2 protein-coding genes are annotated in these 1856 nt (G+C 55.7%); both read right to left on the bottom strand.

What is annotated here, in order from left to right; all coding sequences use genetic code 11:
• Window positions 1-1431 (bottom strand): PAAR domain-containing protein (locus tag KZ793_RS13290; protein ID WP_225815774.1); only part of this gene is annotated, 1431 nt, incomplete at its 3' end.
• A gap of 13 nt (window positions 1432-1444) precedes the next feature.
• Window positions 1445-1856: DcrB-related protein (locus KZ793_RS13285; RefSeq protein WP_225815773.1), on the bottom strand; the 412-nt coding region annotated here is incomplete at its 5' end.

Here is a 1856-nt window from a genome sequence, read left to right as displayed (position 1 = left end):
CCACTGGTAATCACAGCGCAACCCCCGTCTGTCCTGATGCCATGCCATCACGCCCTGTTTCGTCCAGCCGAACTGACGCTGGAGAAGGTCATTGCGATGGCTGACCCCCGTCAGTTGGGCGTGCTCATTATAATGGTAACGGCAAAGCTGAATACGATGGCCGTCGTGCAGTTCGCGCCAGACGGCGGTAAGACGGGAGACAGTTTGGTTATCGTTTTCCATCATTACGTAATCGCAGTGCAGGTTCAGACCGCCATGGCCCGTGATGCTGACCATCCGGTTCTGCTCATTATAATGAAAACGCTGCTCGTTACCGACATTATTGCGGATGTGGCTCAGGCGGCTGAGGCCGTCATTATCAAAAGCCGCATAGTGATAAACTAATTCGCCTGCATCACGAATTTCCCATTTGCCCTCTTCCGTGTGTATCAGGTCGCTTTGAGCATCAGGGCAAAAACAGCGATGACCTGCCGGCACGTCAGGAAAAGGCACGGTATCCCCAGCAGGGGAACGCCAGAGCAAGCCGCCTTCCACGCGCGTGAGATGGCTCTCCCAGAACAGGCTCCAGCCCCGACCCAGTACGCTGTCATACTGATAACAGCTCAGGTAACTACGCTGCCAGTAGAGCGGTAATTCAGCATCAAAAACGAAGTCCAGCTCATCCTCATCGTTCAGGAATTTCTGACCGGCAATGACTTCCACCGGGTTCGTCAGAATACCCGCGACAGGCACAGCCACGGCAAGCGCCCCCAGCCGGCAAACGATTTTGCGGATTTTAGCCGCGCCCGGTATCTTGTTAAACAGCGTCTGCAACGCGCCGGGGCCTTTGGCTGCCGCGCCGCCGAAACTGATTAACCCGGCTGCAAACAGGGTTAAATCGGAAACGGTATACGCCCATTGGGGGATTTCCGGCACAATCTTTGCTGTCTGCGCCGTCCCGCCGCCGATGAAGACATTCGACGAACCGGTCATGACCGCTGCATCACAGACCGTTTTGTCTCCGACCCGCACCGCAGGATAGCCATTGATGAAAACGGAAGCAGAGCCTTCTGCCATCTGGCGCAGGCCATTCTCTTTACTGCACTCTACTTGACTGCGTGTCGCGATAGCAGCGGGTTGGTTGTTGATAAAGACATTGGGGGAGCCTCGCGTGATTTCCCCGCAGGGACTTCGCGACGAGGCCCCCTTAGAGACGCAGGCGTCACGCGCCATGTCGCCTAAATATCCCGCCGCCATGCCCACCACAATGGCGGCGCCAATCAGCAAAACGCCTGCCCCGAGACAGGATGTAGCTAATCCGGCGACAAAGAGAGCCCCCGACAGAATTCCCCCGGCAGCGGAAATTAATGAACCGATGACGGTGCCCGCAACCAATCCCGCCATGGCGCTGGAATGGCCTATCGTGTCCCCAACTCGCGCAGCTTCTGGCATAACGTCTCCTCACCTAGAATTGGAAACTTTTCAGGCAGTCATCCAGCCCCTGCCGTTGAGCATCGGTGAACACCTGCTGGGATGACAGGGTGAAAATCAGCGCTTTTTTCTCATTCAGCAGAAATACCGCCTGATATTGATAAATTTGCTGCCCCTTTTTGGGCCGATAACGGGAAAGCAGCGCCATGCCTTGCAGCCGGTTATCGCCCAGCGTTGCGGGTTTTTCTTCCAATAATTGCCAGTTGCGCAGACCATTTTTCAGCAGATCTTTTTGGCGGGTGAGGTAACTGGGAAGATCTTCGCCTTCAACCAGCTTATCACGCGCGATATTTAGCGCGGGCGCATCGGGCGCGATGAGGATGTTTACCGTCTGTTCCTGATAGCCTGCGGGTAACAGAATGCTGCCTTCAGTGAACCGACAACGT

The sequence above is a fragment of the Photorhabdus antumapuensis genome (genome assembly GCF_020387775.1).
GTDB classification, from domain to species: Bacteria; Pseudomonadota; Gammaproteobacteria; order Enterobacterales; family Enterobacteriaceae; genus Photorhabdus; species Photorhabdus antumapuensis.
This window is presented reverse-complemented; position numbering and strand designations above follow the sequence as displayed.